Raw genomic sequence first — 21871 nt, 5'->3', positions numbered from 1 at the left:
TCGTCTACTCCATAAGATGGTCGAGTGAGTGTTCGCCCGCAAAGGTGGCAATTTCCTCATCGGTCAAGCGACCGGTGACAGCCCTCAAGAAACGCTCTGTAGCGATGATGAACATCGCACTGCCTGTGAATAGCCCGACGCCATATACCCAGATCATCGAAAGGCCCGTTACAGGTGCAACCATGCTGGCATTGATGTCGAATTGTTTCCACGTGCCCCAAAAGAAGATTCCCGAGCACAACATGACGATCAGATAGCTGATTGCCATGCACGTGATACGGCCTTGTCGCCCGAAGCGAGCAACGAGGGACTCAATACCCAGATGGCTGTTCTCTCGAAAGGTGAGAACAGCGCCGAGAAACGCTACCCAGACGAAGAAATAACGTGAAAGTTCTTCCGATACGGTCAGTCCGGAATTTGCGGCGTAGCGCAAAATCACGTTGACGAAGACCATGATAGCCATTCCGGCGAGGAGGAAGACGAGAATTGCGCCAAGTATCTTGTAGAAGAGGTCGATGGCTTTCGTCATATGTCCGCCCTCAGACTTTATCGAGCAGATCGCGGGCTTGTAGATTCTGGATCAGCGCCCTGATGCCGAATGTCCATTCCGGACATTTGTCGGTGCGGTCGACCCAGTTGACGAGTCGCCCGAGCTTGGGAGTGGATATTTCAACGCGGTCACCGACTTCGTGCGTGAAGCCTTGTCCAGCACCACGACGGTCCTTGACGGGAGCGAACATTGTGCCGAGGAATAATACAGCGCCGTCTGGATACTGATGATTGCGGTTCATCATCTGTGATGCGAGATTTTCCGGGTCGCGGCTGATTGCTTCCATCGGGCTTTCGCCCGTCATTTCGAAGCGGTCCGCTCCGTGGACTGTCAGCGACAGCTTGACCTTGCGCAATACATCCATGGTGAATTCACCGTCAAACAGACGAATGAATGGCCCGATAGCGCAGGATGCATTGTTATCTTTAGCTTTGCCAAGCAGGAGAGCCGAACGCCCTTCGACGTCTCGGAGATTGACGTCATTGCCGAGGGTTGCGCCAATAATGCGTCCGTCTGAAGCGACGACCAATACGACTTCAGGTTCGGGATTGTTCCATTGCGAAATCGGTAGAATACCGACAGTTGCACCGCATCCGACGGCGGACATAGGTTGGGATTTGGTGAAGATTTCTGCATCTGGGCCAATGCCCACTTCCAGATATTGGGACCATAGCCCCATTTCCTGGAGGAGCGCTTTGACCTCCGCTGCTTTTTCGGAGCCAGCCACGACACCCCGCAAACTGTCGCCAATAACGGGGGCGAGACGTTCACGAACTTCGCGGGCGCGGGAAGGGTCGCCCTTTGCCTGTTCCTCAATCACGCGTTCGAGCATGCTGTCAGCGAAGGTGACGCCTGCTGCTTTTATGGACTGCAAATCGATGGGAGCTAGCAACTCCCCGCGATTGCCGGAAAGAAAATCGTCGAGTGAGCCAAGGTTTGGGAAGCTGTCCGTATTTTTTAATTCGTTTACTAACGAATTACGTTCCAGAAGACCTGAAACAGTAGCCGACAAGCCGGATAAATCGTGCAGATGACCGTCTTTCACCAGTACCGGACAGGGGCCATTTTCTGCTTTTGACCATGCTCGGCCGATCAAAACCGCAGAATGGTTGTCTTCAGGTAAAATCGCCGTTGCTCTCAGTTCACGCTTGTCTTGCACAGATATCCTCCCAATGCATGACCGTTTCCCGTTGGTCATATGTTGTCAGGATGTCTGACAACAATAGTAATATTATTATTAGCAGTCTGGAGTTGAGTCCAGCCTTCAGACCGCGCTAAACTCAAAAATTAGATCGATCTGTTTTTCTTCGACTGACAGTGTATGCCCTGTCCATTTCCGGATTGAGTTCCATCCCTAGTCCTGCTCCGGGGGGAACCGTAATCATGCCACCCTTTACTTCGGGCAAGGCCGTAACAAGATCGCGATACCAGGTCTTGTAGAATGCGCGTACACTTTCCTGAATAAGTGCATTCGGTGCGTTGAGCGACAGGTGCGTTGAAGCACACAGAACGACAGGACCGGTACAATCGTGTGGTGCTACCGGAAGATGCCAGGCTTCTGCCATCGCTGCGATCTTGCGGGCTTCTGACAGACCACCGCACCAACTCAAGTCGAGCATGACAACGCCTGCGACGCCCGTTTCGAGTAAATCACGAAACGCCCAACGGCTTCCCAAGGTCTCGGAGGCACAGATCGGTGCAATGCTTGCTTCCGAATAACGTTTAAGACTGCCAAGGCTGTCCATCTTGATCGGGTCTTCGTGCCAGAAGGTCTTGAATGGCGCGAGTTCTCGCGCAATCTGCATGGCCGGTAGAAGCTGCCACATGGAATGGAATTCAACCATGATATCCATGCGATCACCGACGGCCGCACGGATTTTTTCGAAAGGCTGCAATGCCGCTTTCAGATTAGGCTGGGAAATATATTGCCCGCGTGTTTTCTCCGCCGCCATGTCGAACGGCCAGATTTTCATTGCCGTTATGCCCTCGTCCAGCAACGAGAGCGCAAGTTCGTCTGCACGATGCAGGAAGCCATTGAGATCGTCATAATTGGCTCCTGCATTTGCAAGGCCATAATTGGTGGACCGCTGGCCAGTCGCTTTCTTTATGTATTCTGTTCCGGCACACGTATTGTATGTGCGGATGGATTGACGGCTGAAGCCGCCGAGCAACTGGGCGATCGGAAGGTTCGCGGCTTTACCGTAAAGATCCCACAAGGCGATGTCGAACGCGGAGTTCCCACGCACTTCGGCACCGGTTGAACGAAATCCGAGATAACCCACAAGGTCAGAGGCTAGCAGATCGATTTGCAACGGATCGCGCCCCAGAACACGCGGTGCCACATATTCGTGCAAGTAGGACTCGACCGTCTCGGACATGAAAAAAGTTTCACCGAGCCCGGTAATTCCTTCATCCGTATGAACTTCGACCCACAACAGGTTTGGCCGTTCGGCTATGCGGATCGTTTCGACTGCGATAATCTTCATTGCACCTCCCAACGCAACCGGATTGCGTGTGTACTAGCTCTTTCCGCCTTCATTAAGTTTTTCGAGATGAAGGAGCAGGGCGCTATGATCCTTTTCGCCACCGCCTTCTTCCACGAAAGCGGCAAAGGCATCGCGTACGGCCTCGGTCAACGGCAAGTTCAACGATAGGTCGTCCGCAGTCTTGAGGATCGAATTGAGATCTTTCAACTGAATACGCGATGTGCCGCCCGGCTCAAAATTACGATCAATCATCCGCTTGCCGTGCAGTTCGAGAATGCGGCTTTCACAGAAGCCGCCGCGGATGGCGTCGCGGAACGCTGAGCGCGAACCGCCACCTTTTTCGACAAGAACCATTGCTTCCGCAATCGCTCCGATGGTCACGGCAACAATCTGCTGATTGGCGAGTTTTGCCAGTTGACCGGCACCAGATGGGCCGACGCGGGTAAGGCGTCCCATTGGTTTGAAAACATCAGCGAGTTCGGCAATGACCGCCTCATCGCCTCCAGCCATGATGGCAAGCGTACCTTCCTGTGCTCCCACCACGCCTCCTGAAACCGGAGCATCGATATGATTGATGCCAACGGCCTGCAAACGCTGAGCATGTTCGCGGGCAAAGTCGGGCGAAATTGAACTCATGTCGATGACGGTGCTACCATTTTTCATGACGGCAGCAACCCCTTGGTCGAAAAGAACGTCGCGTACTGCCGGGCCATCGGTTAACATGGTGATGACTATATCGGCGTTCTCTGCCGCCTCGGCGGCGGTTTGGGCGAGTTTGGCACCTTTTCTGCCAAGAGAGGCTAACTTGGCGCTATTCCGGTTCCAGGCTGTTACGCCGAAGCCAGCATTCAGAAGACGACCAGCCATCGGCGCGCCCATCAGGCCAGTCCCAAGAAATGCAATCCTGCGCGTCAAAGTTTGCCTCCCATCTCATCTTCGATGTGAACACGAATGATCTCATCAAAGGATGTTTCTGCGGTGAAACCAAGAGCCTGCGCGCGTTTTGCCTCGAAACCGGGAGCCCAGCCGGCAACCATACGCATGATCATTTCGTCCGGCTCATGGCGGATCAGCCCTACGGCCGATTCACCAGCAACACGGCGCAATGCTTCAATCTGTTCGCCTACTGTCGCACTGAGACCGGGCATGGAAAGATTGCGGCGTGCTCCCACCGCTTCCGTATGGATGGTGGCTCCATGGACCAGAAAGCCGACCGCTGACCGCGGCGAAGTATGCCAGTGTCGGACATCTTCGGGAACAGGCAAGACCGCTTCCTGCCCGGAGAGCGGCTCACGCAGGATGTTGGAGAAAAAGCCGGAAGCTGCTTTGTTCGGTTTGCCCGGACGTATGCAGATCGTCGGCAGGCGAATGCCGATACCATCGAAGAAGCCGCGCCGGGTGTAGTCCGACAACAGAAGTTCGCTGATTGCCTTCTGCGTGCCGTAACTCGTCAATGGAGTCGTGTGGAACTCATCGGGGATAGGGTGGGGGAGCGGGGCGCCGAAAACTGCTATGGACGATGTGAAGACCACACGCGGCTTATAGCCATCGGCAATGTGTGCAAGCCTGATGGCATCAAACAGATGGCGGCTGCCATCCAGATTGATTCGATATCCCTTGTCGAAATCGAGTTCCGCTTCACCCGATACGATTGCCGCAAGGTGAAAGATGATGTCGGGGCGTGCTGACACGATGCTTTGGGCAGTTTCCATAGTGGATATATCTGCTGCCAGGGTATCGACTGATCCGGCAAAGCCGACTGGAGGTTCTGCTGCAACGATATCGATAAGCGTAAGCTTTTCAATGGGATTCCCGCCGAGATGCCCATCTTTTGAGAGGCGTTGTGTCAGTTTGCATCCGACCATGCCTGCAGCGCCGATGATTGCAATATGCATTTTTAAGCCTCCTCCCAATCTTGTAGCCGATTGCAACTCAGAACGCGGTGTTGGCTACCATAACAACACTTATCCAGTCTCCCACCAGATTTCTGTTGTAGGGTTGTCTGATAACCTTATATGTAGGCATTGAAAACAATTTTCTCGGTCTTGCCACAAGAATGAAACGGAAAAGCCTGTTGCATTCCCAAAGCTGTCGTACATCCGCGGCAGCCGATTGCGCATCAACGAGGTCTATGAACAAGAGGATACTATGTACGGTTTGGGGGACATGACCGGAGACATGCAGACTGATCTCGTTACCCTTTTGGGTGATGATCTGGTTATGACTACGCGAAGCGATATGCTCCGCTATTGTCGGGACTGGCCGGGTGATGTGGAGAATGTAGCGGTTGCTGTGGTCCGCCCGCGCTCGAAAGAGGACGTTTCCGCTGCGGTTAAAGCTTGTGCTTCACTGGGATTGTCCATCATTCCGCAGGGCGGAAATACCGGTCTTGTGCAAGGCGGTGTACCGGATGGGCGCGACAATCTCGTCATTCTAAGTCTTGAGCGGATGAACCGTATTCGAAAGGTCGACCCGGATGATTTTTCAGCGGTTGTTGATGCCGGTTGCATTCTCTCCGAACTGAAAGACAAATTGGCGGTTGAAGGAATGTTTTTCCCACTGGCCCTTGGCGCGCAGGGAAGCTGCCGTATCGGTGGTAATGTCAGTACCAATGCCGGAGGCGTCAACGTGTTGCGTTATGGCATGACACGTGAGTTGGTCCTGGGGTTGGAGGTCGTCTTGCCTGATGGCACGATATTCAACGGTCTTTCAACGTTGCGGAAAGACAATCGCGGCATTGATCTGAAACAGCTTTTCATCGGTGCTGAAGGCATTATAGGAGTGGTGACAGGCGTGGCAATCAAACTGACGCCTTTGCCGGACAAGGTGGAAATCGCACTGTTGGGACTCAATTCGCTCGCTGACGCTATTGCGCTTTATCGGCGTGCGCGCGTGCAGTGCTGTGATCTGATGTCTGCTTTCGAATTCATGCCGCCAGTGGCTTTTACCTTGGCGCAAGAGGCGATGCCGGATCTTGCCATGCCGCTTGGACAATATCCTGCCTACGTCTTGATGGAAATTTCAGGTTCTGGGCTGGTCGATATAGCGTCCTTGATGGAACAGTTTCTTGCTGGCGCAATGGAAGATGGTCTCGTTCTGGACGGAACCATCGCGTCATCTCGTGCGCAAGGTCAAAATCTCTGGATGTTCCGCGAGGCGATGAACGAAGGGCAGGCGCTGCGTGGCAAACACCTCCGCACTGACATATCGGTCCCGCTGTCAAAACTGGCGTCGTTCGTCACTGAAGCTGAAACCGAATTGGCTGAGGTTCTTCCGGATTGTCTTGCTGTTTCTTACGGGCATGTGGGTGACGGTAATGTGCATCTCAACGTTATCCCTGGAAGCGCTCTCGATGTTGCGGCGATAGACAAGAAAATCAAGCTTGCAAAGGAAACGATCAATGCTGTTCTCGATCGTTATACCGGCAGCATCAGCGCCGAGCACGGCATCGGTCGCCTGAAGCGGGAGGATTTCGAGACGCGCATTGACCCTGCACGGCGAAAATTGCTTGAAGGCCTCAAGCAAGTCTTCGATCCGGAAAATATCATGAATCCAGGCTGCCAGCTTTCGCTTGACTCTTCGAGAGGCTGACGACACACCACTTGCACGGGTAATCAGGGAGGCTCTATCATTTTGTTTGGTGAAATCAGGCGCAATGAACAACTTCCCGGACGCATTGCTTCCGAAATTACGCGGCAGATCAGTGAAGGTAGTCTTCTGCCGGGGCAAAAGCTGCCGACAGAACATAATCTGGCGCAGAGCTTCGGTGTAAGCCGTTCGGTTGTACGCGAAGCAATTGCCCAATTGCGCAACGAGGGATTGGTCGAAACTCGACAGGGTGTTGGCGCTTTCGTAACGGAGCCCGATAAACGCCATGCCATCCGAATAGAACCTGAAACGCTTGCCAATCGCGATAGTTTCCGAAGCCTGTTCCAGTTGCGAATGGCTCTGGAGATAGAAGCGGCGGGACTCGCCGCAGTGCATCATGATGAAAACGACATGATGCAACTGAATGAAGCGCTCGCGGAGATGAGTGGTTCAAAAAAGTGGACTGACACGGGTATTGCTGCTGATCTGGCATTTCACCGTGCACTCGCTTCTGCAACACATAACGAATATTTTCCGCTGGTCCTCGGTTTCATTGCCGAACGCATTAATCAGGCAATCAACGCTGCGCGTGCACGGGCAGTGCTTGAGCAGATCGTCGAGATCACCATTGATGAGCATACTGCAATCAGAGATGCCATTCATTCACGTGATCCGTTGCGAGCTCGCGAAGTAATGCGCCGCCACATTGTGCAGGCAGCAAGCCGTGTTGGCCTCAAACTGGAAACTTTCTAATGGCGTCTTCTTTCGAACTTTTCAGTCTGCGAGGACGCATTGCCTTGGTCACTGGTTCTAGCCAGGGTATTGGTTTTGCATTGGCTCGGGGGCTGGCAGAACATGGCGCAACGGTAATCATCAATGGTCGTGATCGAAACAAGGTCGATGCGACGGTTACGCTACTGGAAGACGAAGGCTATAATGTCTTTGCGTCGGTGTTTGATGTAACGGATGCCGAAGAAGTTCGTGCGTCTATTGATGCGATCGAAAAGGAAATTGGTCCACTGGATATTCTGATCAATAATGCGGGGATGCAGTATCGCTCCCCGCTGGAAGATTTCCCGATCGAGAAATGGCAGCAGCTTTTGGAAACCAATATTTCCAGCGCTTTTTATGCGGGGCAGGCGGCTGCGCGCTACATGATCGCACGAGGATGTGGCAAGATAATCAACATTGCTTCGGTACAAAGCGAACTGGCCCGTCCTTCCATCGCGCCTTATACTGCAACGAAGGGAGCTATTCGCAATTTAACGCGCGGTATGGCCACCGATTGGGCACGGTATGGCTTGCAGATTAATGCGATTGCTCCAGGTTATTTCAAGACGCCGCTGAATCAGGCATTGATTGATAATCCCGAATTTACTGCATGGCTGGAAAAAAGAACGCCGGCAGGCCGTTGGGGGGATGTAGAAGAGTTGGTAGGTGCTGCAGTTTTCCTAAGCAGCGACGCCTCCTCTTTCGTCAATGGACAGGTTTTGCACGTCGATGGCGGCATGACCGCGAGCGTATGAGGAATTGATGCTGCGTATTATCGTTATGGGTGTTTCGGGCTCTGGAAAGTCGACTGTGGGCGAGAAGATTGCCGATGCATTGGTACTCCCATTTCTTGAAGGCGATTCGCTGCATCCGAAATCCAATGTCGACAAGATGTCCGCAGGCATTCCCTTACAAGATGAGGATCGTTGGCCCTGGCTCGATAAAATCGGTGAACGTCTTGCCGCTTCGACTGATGGTATTGTCGTTTCCTGTTCGGCACTGAAAAAGAGCTATCGTGATCGTCTTCGTTCCGCTGCCGGTACGCCCGTAATGTTTGTTTTCCTGGACGGTAGTTTTGAAGTTTTGTACGAGCACATGGGGCATCGCACCGGCCATTTCATGCCGGTAACGATGCTGGAAAGCCAGATTGCTACACTCGAGAGCCCCGTAGGAGAGCCGCTGGTATTCCGCGCAGATATCGCCGAAACCGTGGAAAGGATTGTCTCCGACAGCCTCAAATGGATACGCTCAGTCGAGCTCTAGCGCTATTTCAACGGCCAGAAGAACATCAATGTAGGAACTGTTACAATCGCTATAATGATTGATAGCGGTAATCCCAGACGCGGATAGTCACTGAACCTGTAACCTCCTGGTCCCATAACCAGGGTATTGCACTGATGACCAATTGGCGTAAGGAAATCACATCCCGCGCCGATCGCGACCGCCATCAGAAAGGCCTCCGGCTTGAAACCGAGTCCGGAAGCAAAACTTGTCGCGATCGGGGCCATGACGAGCACTGTCGCAGCATTGTTGAGAAATGGTGTCACCATCATTGCGGCTACAAGAATTAGCGCCAGAGCTCCGGCTGGTGGTAATTGGTGGCCGATTGTAGCAAGCCCTTCGGCTATGAGATCTGTACCCCCCGTTGTTCTGAGAGCATCCGAAACCGGAATGAGTGCAGCTAGCATGACCAGAATGGGGCCATCAATTTCGTCATAGACCTCGTTGAGCGGTATCACTTTGAACAGCAGCATGGCGACTGCGGCGGCAAAGAAAGCGACCGCAACCGGTACAAGGCTTAAAGCGGTTGCCCCAATGGCCGCAATCAGAATGGCAAGCGGGATCAATCCGCGCCGGACGCTGCCAAGCATCAGTTTGCGGCGGGCAAGCGGGAGCAATTCGAACTCAGGCAGGAAGGTGGAAAGATTTGCCTGTCTGCCTTGCAACACAATCACGTCGCCGAAACGGAGAATGACTTCGCTGAGACGTTCGGTAATGCGTTCACCCGGTCGGCTCACTGCCAGCAGGTTCAGGTCATAGCGCGCGAAAAGGGCAAGTCGTTGGGCGGTCAGCCCAATGAGACGCGAGTTCTTGCCAATAACAGCTTCAACGGCCTCAATATCGGTGGAACCGCTGGTTTCAGATGGATTGCGGTTTTCAGACAGGGTGAGTTTTCCGGCGCTTATGATCGCATCAAGCGCTTTAGGGTCGCCTTCAAGTAGAACGACATCACCTTCATTGAGTATGGTATCGGGAAGCGGCGTCAGTCGCTGTTCGTTGCGCACAATGGAGGTCACCATTGCCTCGCCTTCAGCCGCCTTGATGAGATCGGTCACGCGCTTGCCGGTCATCGTCGATGATTTGGTGATACGTGCTTCGGAAGCATAATTCTTTATTTTGATTGCCTCATCCAGCGAAACATTTTCGCGGGTGCGTTGAGGAACGAGCCAGTAAAAAAATACCAGATAGATGAGCCCTACTACCGAGAGCACAGCGCCGACCGGTGTGAAGTCGAACATAGTGAAGGGTTCGCCGACCATTTCACCGCGAATGCGAGAAACAACAATATTGGGAGAAGTGCCCACCTGGGTCATCAAGCCGCCAAGCAACGCCCCGAATGCCATGGGCATGAGGAAAGTTGATGGGGAAACATTGGAACGGCGAGCGAATTGAAAGGCGACTGGAATCATGATTGCCAACGCGCCGACATTTTTTACAAACGCGGAGAGGATGGTGACGACTGTGACAAGAACGGCAAGCTGAAGCCGTACGCTGTTTATTTCCGGTAGAAAGCGCTGAATCGCCGCCTGCATGAGGCCAGAGCGTGCGACACCCGCACTGACCACCAATGCGCTGCCCACGATAATGACGATGTCGTCGCTGAAACCTGAAAAGGCTCGGTCAAAGGGCACAACGCCGACTGCTATCGCCAGGAGAAGCGCACATAGCGCGACCACATCATAGCGAAACTTGCCCCAGATAAACGCCCCCATCATGAGTATGATCACCGCGAAGGAGAGTATCTGCTGATGCGTCATCTATCGGGATTTCCTCACAGGTGGAAAAATATTCCACCTGTGTAGCCGATAAACTCTAAAACAGAAATCGATTATTATAGCGGGTTGTGCCCTTTTGAAGGGCGTGACCCTTATCTAATTCAAGCATTTACACGCTGGCCGTTATCGCCGAAAATATGCATGTGTCCTGCAGATGCGCCAATCCTGACGGTTTCATCGACGCTATGTGTCGATCGCCCGGCAACGCGGAAGATGAGCGACGTACCATCCGGCAATGCGCTATGAATATAACTTTCCGCGCCGACGAGTTCTACAGCTTCAATACGAACGGTCGCATTGAAACCGTCGGCATCCGGCTCGTCGTCTTCCAGAATGCTGATATCTTCGGGGCGAACGCCGATGGTGAAGTTCCCGATAGGTGTTTTCACCGCCCCGCCCGTTTTCCAGGCAATGTTTTCTGCGCTTTTCAGCAGATTCATCGACGGCGAACCGATAAATGTTGCCACAAATGTGGAGGCTGGCTTTTCATACAGTTCGATCGGCGTACCGACCTGTTCGATATGGCCTGCATTCAGCACAACAAGACGGTCAGCCATGGTCATGGCTTCCATCTGGTCATGGGTGACATAAACGCTGGTTGTTCCGAGCGAACGTTGCAGGCGCTTGATCTCGACACGCATCTGCACGCGTAGTTTCGCATCCAGATTGGAGAGCGGTTCATCGAAGAGAAAAGCTGCCGGTTCGCGCACAATGGCGCGCCCCATGGCAACGCGCTGGCGCTGACCGCCAGAAAGCTGACGCGGCTTACGCTCAAGAAAAGGTTCGATTTCGAGTGCCTTTGCCGCTTTGGCAATACGGCGTTCGATTTCGTCTTTCGGTGTTTTACGGTTCTTCAGGCCATAAGCGAGATTTTCCCGGACCGTCATATGCGGGTAGAGCGCATAATTCTGGAACACCATGGCAATATCGCGTTCTGCAGGTTCAACATCATTGACCACGCGATCGCCAATAGCGATGGTGCCGGACGTAATACCTTCCAGGCCGGCAATCATGCGCAGGAGAGTGGATTTACCGCAGCCTGACGGACCTACCAGTACTACGAATTCGCCGTCGTTGATCTCCAGCGATACACCTTTGATGACTTCGACATTGCCGCCATAGCTCTTGCGGACGTTATCAAGAACAATTTTGCTCATTACTTTTCCGTTTCAACGAGACCTTTGACGAACCAGCGCTGCATCAGCACCACAACGAGGATCGGTGGGATGATGGCCAGAATGGCTGTTACCATGACGTAGTTCCAAGGTGTGGACGCATCAGCCCAATCGACCATGCGGCGCAGGCCGATGATGATCGTGTTCATCTTGGCATCATTAGTAACGAGCAGCGGCCAGAGATACTGGGTCCATCCATAAATGAAGAGAATGACGAAAAGTGCTGCAATGTTCGTCTTCGAAAGAGGAAGCAGGATATCCCGCATGAAGCGGAATGGTCCGGCATTATCGATACGCGCAGCTTCAACCAGTTCACCCGGTATGGTGAGGAAAAACTGTCGAAACAGAAACGTTGCCGTCGCAGATGCCATCAATGGCAGCGTGAGCCCGGCATAGGTGTCGATCATGCCGAGATCCACTATCACCTTGTAGGTCGGCAGGATACGAACCTCCACAGGCAGCATCAGGGTTATGAAGATCATCCAGAAGAAGAACATGCGTAGCGGAAAGCGGAAAAACACAATCGCGAAAGCCGACATGAACGAAATAATGATCTTGCCGACGGCGATCGCCATGGCAACCACGAACGAGTTCCAAAGAAGCCGCTCCAGACTTACGCCGACAACGCGTTCCACGCCGCCAAAGATGGCTTCACCGTAGTTTTCGGCGAAATGGTCGCCGGGCAACAACGAGATGGGGGGGCGTATGATTTGTGTCGACGTCATCGTTGAAGCGACGAAGGTATAATAGATCGGAAAGGCGACAATTATGATGCCTACGATCAGGATCAGGTGGCCGATCAGGTTTGAGACAGGGCGTTTTTCTATCATTGTCCCCTCACTCAAGAATAATGCACGCGCTTCTCAACGAAGCGGAACTGGAAAGCGGTCAAGGCAATCACGATTGCCATTAGAATAACCGACTGTGCCGAAGATGAGCCGAGGTTGAGATTGACGAAGCCATCGTTGTAAACCTTGTAGACCAGCGTTTCTGTAGCTCTGGCAGGGCCGCCGCCGGTCACGGCATGGATGATACCAAATGTGTCAAAGAAGGCGTAAACTGTGTTCACGACAAGCAGGAAGAATGAAGTCGGTGCAAGGAGTGGAAATACGATAGACCAAAATCGCCGTGATCCGCGAGCGCCATCAATGGCCGCCGCTTCGATTAACGACTTAGGGATTGCTTGTAAGCCAGCGACAAAGAACAGGAAATTATAGGAGATCTGTTTCCATGCGGCAGCAACGACGACAAGGCCCATAGCCTGATTACCATCAAGCAGCGGATCCCATGCGATGCCATTACGCCGCAGAATGTAAGCAAAAGTACCCATGGCGGGATTGAACATGAAGAGCCATAACATGCCGGCAACGGCGGGAGCCACTGCATATGGCCAGATCAGGAGTGTACGATAAAATGTCTTGCCGCGGATAACGCGATCCGCTGCCGTTGCAAGTAATAGTGCTGCGCCCATGGCAAGCAGCGCAGTCAGGATATTGAAGACAATCGTTACTCTGAATGAATGCAGATAGTTAGGGTCCGCCAGAACGGTCGTGAAGTTTGCCAATCCGACGAAGGTGGATTTAAGCCCGAATGCGTCTTCACGCATGAATGATTGATAAACTGCCTGACTGGCTGGCCAGAAGAAGAATACCACAGTCAGGACGATCTGTGGGGCCAACAGAGAATAAGGCAAAACTTTATTCGGAAAGATAACTTTCTGCACGGGGAGCTTCCTCGTGGGGTAACAAGGCCGCCTGCCGCAGAGGCAGGCGGCGTTGTATCAATGTGAACGGTTACTGAGCGGCGGCAATTGCGTCATTGCCGCGTTTGACGGCGTTTTCGAGCGCGGTCTTCGCATCCTGTTTGCCACCAAGCATGGCTTCAAACTCTTCGTTCAGAATATCGCGTACCTGCGGCAGGTTGATGAGGCGCACACCCTTGGAGTTTTCGGTGGGGGCTTTACCCATCATCTGCAAGATCGGCGTTTCGCGACCTGGATTCTTTTCATAGAAATCCGACTTCTTGGTCTCTTCGTAAGCAGCCAGTGTCACCGGCAGATAACCGGACTTTTCGTGAAGTTTAACCTGAATTTTGGTCTGCGAAAGAAAATTGAAGAATTCTGCGACACCCTTGTACTGTTCATCGCTAAGACCGGCAAAGACCCACAGAGCTGCGCCACCAGGGATCGTGTTCTGCGGGCCGTGACCTTCATAGTAAGGCAGCTGACCGATACCGTAATTGATGCCGGACTTTACGACATCTCCGAGGCCGCCGGAGGATTCGGTCAACATTGCGCATTCACCGGAGGTGAAAAGCTGCTTGGCTTCCGATGTGCGGCCGCCATAGCGGAACGTGCCATCTTTCGCGAGATCGGCAATCGACTGGAAGTGCTGGATGTAAAGCGGTGAATTGATTTCCAGCTTTACATCGGTTCCACCAAGGCCGTTTTCATTGGTGCCATAAGGGACGTTGTTCCAGGCAGCGAAGTTTTCGGTCTGAATCCAGGTCAGCCATGTGGAGGTGAAACCGCAGGGTGCTGCGCCGCTAGACTTGATCTTCTTGGCAGCTTCGAAAACTTCCGGCCAGGTCTTTGGCGGATTGTTTTCATCAAGGCCAGCCTTCTTGAAAGCGTCCTTGTTGTAATAAAGGATTGGCGACGAGGAATTGTACGGGAAAGACAGCATGGTGCCATCCGGCTTCGAATAGTAAGCGACGATGCCGGGCAGATATTGCGACTTGTCGAACTTGAAGCCGCCCTTTTCCAAAACTTCAGCAGCAGGAACCACGGCACCTTCAGCAGCCATCATGACACCGCTGCCAGCATCGAAGACCTGAAGGATTGCAGGCGGCTGCTTGGAACGAAACGCAGCGATGCCGGCATTCAACGTTTCGGGGTAGGTTCCCTTATAGACGGGAACGATTTTGTATTCGCTCTGGCTTTCGTTGAACTCTTTCGAAAGCTCATTGACCATTTCGTTGTTGGCACCGGTCATGCCGTGCCACCATGCCAGTTCCGTCTGGGCGAATGCCTGCGAACCGATGGTGAGGGCGAGGGCGCTCGTCAGCGCCGAAGTCGTAATCAGACGGATAAGCATGTTTCCTCCTCGAGTGTGAGATTGCGTGAACATTCGAGCTCCTTGGAGAGGGTCTCAAAGTTCCGACATCTGCGATATATTCGTTGCACTTATATGAATGCAATTTTTGCCAAAGGATCAACCTTCGATTCTCCCAATGGCAGAATAAATACGAAAACGATAGCATTCGAAATGAAAAAAAACGAAAGGCAAGTGATAATCGTGGGGAGAACGTGCGTATAATTGAGGAGTTGGGAAAGTTGCCCGATGCCATTCTCATATGATGATTGCAGGTTTGCTGACCGGCGGATTGACCAAAGCCGCAGAGTGAATTGATATATGCCTTTCGAATCTGGCCGACGGTTTTATTGAGTTTTGCCTTCAATCGGATCGGACATTACCCAACTTGCTGACAGGTGAACTTATGCCGAGTGACGATCGCAGGAAAAGTCGCGTTACGCTTCTGGATGTGGCACGCCACGCCAGTGTATCACGCGCAACAGCTTCCCTCGTCATCCGCAAAAGCCCGTTGGTGGGAGCGGCGACGCGCGAAAAGGTGGAAAAAGTCCTAAAGGAGTTGGGCTATGTCTACAACATGGGGGCCGCTAGTCTCCGGGTAGAGCGATCGAATACGGTTGGCGTCATCGTGCCTACCCTAGGCAATCCATTTTACGGCGAATTGCTTTCGGGAATAGACAGTGTTGTGGGTGAAGCGGGGCTGGTCGTCCTTCTGGCAAACAGTCACGAGAACTTCGCTAACCAAAGTATTCTCATGCAGCGCATGCGTGAGCACGGCGTTGATGGCGTGATCATGTCGCCGACTGCAGAAACAGCGCCGGAATTCATCGAACAAATCGCTGACTGGGGCTTGCCTTTGGTGCAGGTGTTGCGCCATGTGACAGATCGAGTTGACTATGCAGGTGTTGATTATGCCGGTGGTATGCGACAGGCGGTCAACCATCTGGCGATGCTCGGGCACAAGACAATCGCATTCGCTGTGCATGGTCCGGTTCATTCCGCATATCACGAGCGTGTCAAAGGTTTTCGCGATGCAATGCAGCAGCAAGGTCTTGATTCTGAGATGATCGTCCGCTTGCCGCACACGATGCCGGAAATTGCCAATGCTGCCCCGCTTCTCTTTCAGGACGGTAGAGAGCCGACCGCTGCAATCTGCTTCAATGACGTAATTGCGCTGGGCCTTTCGGCCGGTCTTTACGATTGTGGGAAAAAGATTGGTGAGGATTTTTCTCTTATCGGCTTCGATGATGTAAGCGATGCCGAAGCAACGCGCCCACGATTGAGTTCCGTATCGACCCGACCTGTGACAGTTGGCCAGAATGCTGCCAGATTGCTTCTTTCCCGTTTGTTAAATCCCGAAAAACAGGCACAGCGGATCGTCAGTGAAGCATATCTGCAGGTTAGACAGTCCTGTGGACCGGTAAAAACTTCTGTCGTCTAATCCGAATTAATGATTGACGAACAAGGTTAAACGCATTTAGATCGATCTAAATTTATTGCCGCCAGGAGGAAAAGTCGGCATAATCCGCGTACCGGGAGGTTCAGCATTGTACAATTTCAACTTCGCGCCTGTCTTCGCGTCGATGGATAAACTGCTGGTTGGCGCATGGCAGACAATCGAGCTTTCATGCGCTGCCATGGTGCTTGGTTTGGTCGTTTCGATCATCTGCGCGGTCGGCAAGACTTCCGGACCAAAGCCGGTCCGCTTCATTATCGATGCTTACATCGAAATTATCCGCAATACGCCGTTTCTGGTGCAGATTTTTTTCATCTTTTTTGGATTGCCTTCCGCTGGTTTGCGATTGTCGCCCAACAGCGCAGCGCTGCTTGCGCTGGTGGTGAATTTTGGTGCCTACGGCACGGAGATTATTCGCGCAGGTATTGAATCCATTCATAAAGGTCAGGTGGAAGCGGGAACGGCACTTGGTCTCTCCAAACTGCAGGTCTTTCGCTATGTCATCATGAAACCGGCTTTGCGGACGGTTTATCCGTCACTGACCAGCCAATTCATCTATCTGATGCTGACCTCCAGTGTCGTTTCGGTCATTTCGGCGAACGAGCTTGCGGCTGCCGGTAACGATCTGCAATCCGCGACTTTCGCGAGTTTCGAGGTCTATATCGTTATCACGCTCATGTACCTTGTCATGTCCATCGGTTTCTCGGCCATTTTTGCGCTGATCGAGAAGGTGGCATTCAAATATCCGTTGAGCCGATAGGAGCAGGCTATGATCAGACCTTTCGGTTGGAACGAATTCCTCATTATCGTCTATGCAGCGCAATGGACTATCGCTCTTTCTGCTATTGCTTTTGTCGGTGGCGGAATCGGTGGGTTGCTTGTTGCGCTGATGCGGGTCTCTGATGCTCGCGTTCCACGTTACGTCGCACTCGGCTTCATACGGCTGTTTCAGGGTACGCCGCTTCTCATGCAGTTATTCCTGGTGTTTTTTGGCCTGAATATTTTTGGTCTGGGTATCAATCCGTGGATTGCCGCGACGATTGCACTGACATTGCACGCCAGTGCTTTTCTTGGAGAGATTTGGCGCGGTTGTATTGATGCAGTGCCGCCCGGCCAACGTGAAGCGGCTACGGCGCTGGGGCTGCGCTACTATAATCGTATGCGCTACGTAGTCCTGCCGCAAGCCGCGCGCATTTCTGTCGCGCCGACAGTGGGCTTTCTTGTGCAACTCATCAAGGGCACGTCGCTTGCCGCTATCATTGGCTTTACGGAACTGACACGACAGGGGCAGATCATTAACAACGCAACATTCAGCCCATTCATGGTGTTCGGTACTGTGGCAGCTATTTATTTTGTCCTTTGCTGGCCGCTATCTATTTTGGCACGCCGTATGGAGATGAGGTTTTCTCGCGCTACAGCTCGGTAATTTGGGGGGCTTGGGAAAGACGAACGGCACTTCCGACTGAATGTGGCACGATACTGCATCAGCGAATGTGCCGAGAGATAATGAAACGATGCCGGTGAGGAGACCGGCTATTAATAGGGAAGGAATAAGCATGACTATCACCAGACGTTTGGCAATGGCTTTGATTGGTGCGGGTGCTCTCGCAACAGTGTTGACACCGACAGCTTTTGCGCAGACCGTTGACGGCATCAAGTCTGCTGGCAAAATCAAGATCGGTATGCTGGTCGATTTTCCGCCATTCGGCATCATGAATACCAGCAACGAACCGGATGGTTACGATGCCGATGTTGCGAAGTTGCTGGCTAAAGAACTAGGCGTTGAAGCTCAGATCGTTCCGGTTACCGGTCCAAACCGTATTCCATATCTGCAGAGCGGACAGGTCGATGTTCTGGTTGCTTCACTCGGTATTACTGAGGAACGTGCAAAGAGCGTTGATTTCTCGCAACCCTATGCGGGAATTTCGATCGGGGTGTTTGGACCAAAAGATATTGCTGTTGCAAAGCCGGAAGATCTTTCCGGTAAAACCATCGGCGTCGCGCGCGCGTCCACACAGGACACGGCGGTAACCAAGGTAGCACCACAGGACGCAAACATTCGTCGCTTCGACGATGATGCCAGCGCAGTGCAGGCCCTGCTCTCGGGTCAGGTTGAGCTTATTGGTCTCTCCAATGTTGTAGCAGCTGAGATCGAAAAGGCTGCTCCAGGCCGCTATGAGCAGAAAATTCAGCTCAGTCAGCAGGTGCAAGGCATCGCAGTTCGCAAAGGTTCGACTGAAATGCTCGATTTCGTCAATAAGTTTATCGAGAAGGCGAAGAGCGACGGCGAACTGAACAAGATCCATGAGAAGTGGCTCGGCACGCCTCTGCCAGATTTTGTTTCTCAGGCAAAGTAAGCTCTCGAATTTTGTCATGCCCGCCGAATGGACGGGCATGACGACCCAGTCCACGAAAGTGAGTTTCTCAACATGAACCAGACGGCTCAGGGAAAAACGAACCGGCTTCCGCAGGATGTTTCCGATCCTGCAGTACTCATGCAGGGTGTGAATAAGTGGTATGGCACTTACCATGCTCTCAGGGATATTGATCTGAATGTCGCTCGCGGCGAGCGCATTGTGATTTGCGGTCCGTCTGGCTCGGGAAAGTCGACCCTTATCCGCTGCATCAATCAGCTGGAGACCATTCAGGAGGGCCGCATCATTGTTGACGGCCATGATCTGACGGCGGGTGGAAAGAACGTGGATATTGTCCGACAGGAAACCGGCATGGTTTTCCAGCAGTTCAACCTCTTTCCGCATATGACGGTTCTTGAGAATTGCACTTTGGCTCCGATGAAAGTGCGTGGTGTTTCCAAGTCTGAAGCCGAAAAGACAGCACGCAAATATCTGGAGCGTGTTCGCATTCCTGAACAAGCGGATAAATATCCGGCACAGCTATCCGGCGGTCAGCAACAGCGTGTGGCGATTGCACGTGCACTCTGCATGAATCCCAAGATCATGCTTTTCGATGAACCGACTTCGGCACTTGATCCTGAAATGGTCAAGGAAGTTCTCGACACCATGATCGATCTCGCCAAGGAAGGTATGACCATGCTCTGCGTTACCCATGAAATGGGCTTCGCACGACAGGTGGCAGACCGTGTCATCTTCATGGATCAAGGGCAAATTCTCGAGATGGCGGAACCGGAGGAATTCTTTGGTAATCCGAAGCATGAGCGCACGAAGGCATTTATTGGTCAGATTTCCTGATCATCTCCAATAGTTTAGTAATGGAGTTTGAAGTGACGAACGAAGTTCTGCTCATAGAACCCATGATGCCGCCGATCGAAGAACGATTGGATGCAACATACAAGGTTCTCCGCCTGTACAAGCCGGAAGACAAGGCGGCCATTGATACGAGCCTCGGCACAATTCGTGCCGTTGTTACCGGCGGTGGAACGGGGCTTTCCAACGAGTGGATGGAGCGTCTGCCATCGCTTGGCCTGATCGCCATCAACGGCGTCGGGACAGACAAGGTCGATCTTGGCTTCGCGCGGGATCGGAATGTGCATGTCAGCACCACACCGGGTGTCCTGACCGATGATGTTGCCGATACGGGAATTGCCCTCATGCTGGCCGTTATGCGCCATGTTGTTACAGGCGACCAGTTTGTGCGGGAAGGCAAATGGGCGCGTCGTGAAGGATTTCCTCTCGGCGTTAGTCCTAAGGGCAAGCGGGTTGGCGTTCTAGGGCTCGGTCAGATCGGAAAATCCTTTGCGCGACGTGCGGAAGCGTTCGGCATGGAAGTGCATTATTGGAACCGCTCGCCTGTCACTGGCACAAACTGGATTGCGCATGCGACGCCAGCGGAGCTTGCCCAGCAGAGTGACGTGCTCGCGGTTTGCGTCGCTGCCAACCCATCGACGGCCAATATCGTAAACGCGGATGTTATCGCAGCGCTTGGAAGTAAAGGCTTTCTGGTTAATGTGGCCCGAGGCAGTGTGGTCGATGAGGATGCGCTTCTAGCTGCTTTGAATAGCGGAAATATCGCTGGTGCCGGTCTTGATGTTTTCGTCAACGAGCCGACGATCAGGGAGGACTTTCTGAGCGCACCAAATACGGTGCTGATGCCGCATCAGGGTAGTGCAACGGTAGAAACACGTGTCGGAATGGGCGAACTGGTACTCGCCAATCTCGCTGCATATTTTTCCGGCGATGTTCCGCCTACCAAGGTAAATTGAGTTACTTCGATGATTGTCAGACAAGCCTTTTTTGAAGGTACTATTCATGCTGGGCGCGAGGATGCGTTCAAAGCTTATGTTGCCGATACTCTCATGCCGATGTGGCTCGCTTTTCCGGGTATCAGGGAAGTTCGTGTTCTTTACGCTGTCGAACGTGACGAAGGGGCGCCAGACTACCCGATGGTGCTTTGGACCATGTATGACGGCAGGGAGGCGTTGAAGGAAGCTCTTGCCTCACCTGTCCGATATGAAAGTCGGGAGGCCACGAAAGGCCTCCTGGAAATGTTCGACGGTCACATACATCATCATGTTTTCGATCTCCCCCTTGAAGGGTAAGATCTTTTTTGTTTATGCACCCCACGTCCGCTCAAGGACATTGATCCAGTTTCCGTGAGCTAGCTTGACGATGGAAGCATCGTCATAGCCGTGCTTACGGAAAGCTTCTATGACAAGCTGGAGATCGCTAACGTCGCGAAGGGTCGAAGAAATCGTGGTGCCGTCAAAATCGGAACCCAGCGCCAGGTGATCGATCCCAATGCGACTGACGATATAATCGGCATGGCGGACAAGTTCGCCCAGATCCGTATTCGGATCGCGTTTTCCGTCTTCACGTAGGAATGAAACGCCAAAGTTAAGTCCGACGAGGCCGCCAGTATCGCGAATGGCGTCAAGTTGTTTGTCGGTCAGGTTGCGGCTTTGCTGGCAAAGCGCGTGAGCATTTGAATGCGAAGCCACGAGCGGTGCATCGGAAATTGCCGCGATGTCCCAGAAACCTTTCTCGTTCATATGGGAAAGGTCGACCATGACCTTGAGTTCGTTGCAAGCGCGTATGAGTGCTTTGCCATGATCAGTGAGGCCGGGACCAATGTCAGGTGATGCCGGAAACCTGAACGGGATACCATAAGCAAATATATTCGGACGGCTCCATACCGGTCCGAGGGTTCTCAGGCCGGCCTCATACAAAACATACAGGGCGTCAAGGTCTTCGCTAAAGGCCTCAACACCTTCGATATGGTACACTGAAGCGAAAATGCCCTTGGCAAAAGCATCGCGAATATCGGCAGCCGTGCGGCAGATGCGGACCTTGCCTTCCGATGCCCGTTCGATCTTCAGCAAGATCGCCGACATGGCGAGCGTTGCCTTCATCGCATCTGTCTGGCTTGGCGTTGCCAGATTGCCATTGGCATCCAGTTCTCGTGAAGGTGAGGGCACATATACTGCGCAAAGACCGCCGCCCAGCCCACCCTTCTGGGCGCGTGGAAGGTCGATATGTCCGACTTGCTCGCCTTGAAGAAAACGCTTTTCCGGCGCGGAAGCATCAGATGACCATAGGCGCAGCAGCACGTCGTTGTGGCCATCGAAAACGGGGATCTTCTGTTCTGTCGCCATGGGGGAGCCTTCTCAAATCCAGGATTCAAAAAGGGGTGATGGACCCAAGCGAGAAGAATTGCAAATGCGATTTCGGTCAATCGCTATGACCACACTGCATGAGCAGCGATTCTTTCAAGCAAAAGGTC

Annotated in this window: 22 protein-coding genes; 11 read left to right on the top strand and 11 right to left on the bottom strand. The window is 52.9% G+C overall.

What is annotated here, in order from left to right; translation table 11 throughout:
• Positions 1 to 4: 4 nt before the first annotated feature.
• From ACYSN1_RS10265 to denD, 5 genes are all read right to left on the bottom strand, one after another.
• On the bottom strand, positions 5 to 529 hold the full coding sequence (locus ACYSN1_RS10265; protein WP_140019054.1) for a TRAP transporter small permease: 525 nt from the start codon (positions 527 to 529) through the stop codon (positions 5 to 7).
• A gap of 10 nt (positions 530 to 539) precedes the next feature.
• The gene (locus tag ACYSN1_RS10260; protein ID WP_461725572.1) at positions 540 to 1709 is read right to left on the bottom strand and encodes a fumarylacetoacetate hydrolase family protein; all 1170 of its coding nucleotides are present in this window, start codon (positions 1707 to 1709) and stop codon (positions 540 to 542) included.
• Positions 1710 to 1830: 121 nt separating this feature from the next.
• Complete coding sequence (locus tag ACYSN1_RS10255; protein ID WP_461725571.1) at positions 1831 to 3036, bottom strand: mandelate racemase/muconate lactonizing enzyme family protein; 1206 nt, start codon at positions 3034 to 3036, stop codon at positions 1831 to 1833.
• Positions 3037 to 3069: 33 nt separating this feature from the next.
• Positions 3070 to 3951: an NAD(P)-dependent oxidoreductase gene (locus tag ACYSN1_RS10250; RefSeq protein ID WP_461725570.1), complete on the bottom strand. Its 882-nt coding sequence runs from the start codon at positions 3949 to 3951 to the stop codon at positions 3070 to 3072.
• A complete protein-coding gene (gene denD, locus ACYSN1_RS10245; protein WP_461725569.1) occupies positions 3948 to 4931 on the bottom strand; it encodes a D-erythronate dehydrogenase in 984 nt (327 codons plus the stop codon). Before denD ends, ACYSN1_RS10250 begins: the two co-directional genes overlap by 4 nt.
• 253 nt (positions 4932 to 5184) lie before the next feature.
• Between denD and ACYSN1_RS10240 the strand changes: the two genes are divergently transcribed.
• The 4 genes from ACYSN1_RS10240 to ACYSN1_RS10225 are packed head-to-tail and all read left to right on the top strand — an operon-like array spanning position 5185 to position 8658.
• Positions 5185 to 6627, top strand: a complete 1443-nt coding sequence (locus tag ACYSN1_RS10240) for an FAD-binding oxidoreductase (RefSeq protein ID WP_461725568.1) — start codon at positions 5185 to 5187, stop codon at positions 6625 to 6627.
• A 42-nt stretch (positions 6628 to 6669) separates the two neighbouring features.
• Positions 6670 to 7377 (top strand): FadR/GntR family transcriptional regulator, encoded by a 708-nt coding sequence (locus tag ACYSN1_RS10235; RefSeq protein WP_140019060.1) that lies wholly within the window; start codon positions 6670 to 6672, stop codon positions 7375 to 7377.
• Positions 7377 to 8150, top strand: a complete 774-nt coding sequence (locus tag ACYSN1_RS10230; protein WP_461725567.1) for an SDR family oxidoreductase — start codon at positions 7377 to 7379, stop codon at positions 8148 to 8150. Before ACYSN1_RS10235 ends, ACYSN1_RS10230 begins: the two co-directional genes overlap by 1 nt.
• A gap of 7 nt (positions 8151 to 8157) precedes the next feature.
• A complete protein-coding gene (locus tag ACYSN1_RS10225) occupies positions 8158 to 8658 on the top strand; it encodes a gluconokinase (protein WP_461725566.1) in 501 nt (166 codons plus the stop codon).
• Positions 8659 to 8660: 2 nt separating this feature from the next.
• Here ACYSN1_RS10225 and ACYSN1_RS10220 read toward each other — a convergent pair whose 3' ends face one another.
• The 5 genes from ACYSN1_RS10220 to ugpB all read right to left on the bottom strand — a co-directional run bounded on the left by ACYSN1_RS10220 (position 8661) and on the right by ugpB (position 14721).
• Positions 8661 to 10433 carry an SLC13 family permease gene (locus ACYSN1_RS10220; RefSeq protein ID WP_461725565.1) on the bottom strand — a complete coding sequence of 591 codons (1773 nt, stop codon included), beginning with the start codon at positions 10431 to 10433 and terminating at the stop codon, positions 8661 to 8663.
• A gap of 119 nt (positions 10434 to 10552) precedes the next feature.
• Positions 10553 to 11608, bottom strand: a complete 1056-nt coding sequence (locus ACYSN1_RS10215) for a sn-glycerol-3-phosphate import ATP-binding protein UgpC (RefSeq protein ID WP_461725564.1) — start codon at positions 11606 to 11608, stop codon at positions 10553 to 10555.
• Positions 11608 to 12456 (bottom strand): sn-glycerol-3-phosphate ABC transporter permease UgpE, encoded by an 849-nt coding sequence (ugpE, locus tag ACYSN1_RS10210; protein WP_461725563.1) that lies wholly within the window; start codon positions 12454 to 12456, stop codon positions 11608 to 11610. Before ugpE ends, ACYSN1_RS10215 begins: the two co-directional genes overlap by 1 nt.
• A gap of 11 nt (positions 12457 to 12467) precedes the next feature.
• Positions 12468 to 13349, bottom strand: a complete 882-nt coding sequence (gene ugpA / locus ACYSN1_RS10205) for a sn-glycerol-3-phosphate ABC transporter permease UgpA (RefSeq protein WP_461725562.1) — start codon at positions 13347 to 13349, stop codon at positions 12468 to 12470.
• Between the two features lie 70 nt (positions 13350 to 13419).
• A complete protein-coding gene (ugpB, locus tag ACYSN1_RS10200) occupies positions 13420 to 14721 on the bottom strand; it encodes a sn-glycerol-3-phosphate ABC transporter substrate-binding protein UgpB (RefSeq protein ID WP_461725561.1) in 1302 nt (433 codons plus the stop codon).
• 403 nt (positions 14722 to 15124) lie between these two features.
• On the opposite strand from ugpB, the gene ACYSN1_RS10195 reads away from it, so the two are divergent.
• From ACYSN1_RS10195 to ACYSN1_RS10165, 7 genes are all read left to right on the top strand, one after another.
• Positions 15125 to 16159: a LacI family DNA-binding transcriptional regulator gene (locus ACYSN1_RS10195; RefSeq protein ID WP_461725560.1), complete on the top strand. Its 1035-nt coding sequence runs from the start codon at positions 15125 to 15127 to the stop codon at positions 16157 to 16159.
• 106 nt (positions 16160 to 16265) lie between these two features.
• On the top strand, positions 16266 to 16934 hold the full coding sequence (locus ACYSN1_RS10190) for an amino acid ABC transporter permease (RefSeq protein WP_461725559.1): 669 nt from the start codon (positions 16266 to 16268) through the stop codon (positions 16932 to 16934).
• 9 nt (positions 16935 to 16943) lie between these two features.
• Entirely contained in the window at positions 16944 to 17600 is a 657-nt protein-coding gene (locus ACYSN1_RS10185; protein WP_461725558.1) for an amino acid ABC transporter permease, read from the top strand.
• Positions 17601 to 17730: 130 nt separating this feature from the next.
• Complete coding sequence (locus ACYSN1_RS10180; protein WP_461725557.1) at positions 17731 to 18531, top strand: transporter substrate-binding domain-containing protein; 801 nt, start codon at positions 17731 to 17733, stop codon at positions 18529 to 18531.
• A 72-nt stretch (positions 18532 to 18603) separates the two neighbouring features.
• Positions 18604 to 19383, top strand: coding sequence for an amino acid ABC transporter ATP-binding protein (locus tag ACYSN1_RS10175; RefSeq protein WP_461725556.1), 780 nt, complete (start codon positions 18604 to 18606; stop codon positions 19381 to 19383).
• A gap of 20 nt (positions 19384 to 19403) precedes the next feature.
• Positions 19404 to 20354: a 2-hydroxyacid dehydrogenase gene (locus ACYSN1_RS10170; RefSeq protein ID WP_461725555.1), complete on the top strand. Its 951-nt coding sequence runs from the start codon at positions 19404 to 19406 to the stop codon at positions 20352 to 20354.
• 9 nt (positions 20355 to 20363) lie between these two features.
• Complete coding sequence (locus ACYSN1_RS10165) at positions 20364 to 20690, top strand: hypothetical protein (protein ID WP_461725554.1); 327 nt, start codon at positions 20364 to 20366, stop codon at positions 20688 to 20690.
• Positions 20691 to 20702: 12 nt separating this feature from the next.
• On the opposite strand, the gene ACYSN1_RS10160 is transcribed toward ACYSN1_RS10165, so the two are convergent.
• Positions 20703 to 21743 (bottom strand): dipeptidase, encoded by a 1041-nt coding sequence (locus ACYSN1_RS10160; RefSeq protein WP_461725553.1) that lies wholly within the window; start codon positions 21741 to 21743, stop codon positions 20703 to 20705.
• Positions 21744 to 21871: the final 128 nt, after the last annotated feature.

The sequence above is a fragment of the Brucella sp. LJL56 genome (genome assembly GCF_054871705.1).
The sequence above is the reverse complement of the archived record's forward strand: the minus strand, read 5'-3'. Positions and strand labels throughout refer to the sequence as shown.